Origin of the sequence: Actinomadura logoneensis, from assembly GCF_003428695.1 — a bacterium.
Taxonomy (GTDB): Bacteria; Actinomycetota; Actinomycetes; order Streptosporangiales; family Streptosporangiaceae; genus Spirillospora; species Spirillospora logoneensis.
In genome coordinates, this window is the sequence record NZ_QURH01000359.1 from 1 (window position 1) to 570 (window position 570).

At 79.5% G+C, this 570-nt stretch carries 1 protein-coding gene; it reads left to right on the plus strand.

Features of this window, described 5'->3' with window-relative positions; genetic code table 11:
- A partial coding sequence (locus DZF91_RS40010; RefSeq protein WP_117359460.1) for a hypothetical protein occupies positions 1-570 on the plus strand: 570 nt, incomplete at both ends.

The following is a 570-nucleotide window of genomic DNA, read 5'->3' on the forward strand; positions in this document are numbered from 1 at the left end:
CGCCGGGGGCGGCGGGCGCCCGGGGCGCGGCGGGGCCCGGCGCCGGGGACGCGCCCATCCGCAGGCCTGGCAGCGGGGGTTCCGCTGCCGGCGCGCCACGCGTCCGCCCTCGCGGCAGGACCGCTACGCCGACTTCATCGCCCTGCACGAGTCGTTCGCGGACGTGGACGCCGCCGCCCGCCGGCTCTGGCTGATCGGGCTCGGCTCGGCGCTGGTCACCGCGCTGCTGGCGTTCGGCTCGGCCTACGTGGTCCGCTCGATGACGGACGTGCCCGTCCCGTCCTTCGTGGACCGGACGGTCGGCCCGGGCGGCGCGGGCGCCGCCTACGCCATCTGCTCCGCCGCCGTGACCTTGCAGCTCACCGCGCTCGTGCAGATCCTGATCGCGACCGCCGACCGGCCCGTCCGCGCCTTCCTGTGCAGCGGCGGGCTGCTGGTGCTGCTGGTCACCGCCCTGCCGCTGCTGGTCGGCGGCCCGGCGCAGGCGGTCGCCGCGACCGCCGTGCTCGACGGGTGCGGCGGGGTGGCGGCCGTCGCCGTGCTCGCCGCGGCCGCGTCCGTGGTGGGCCC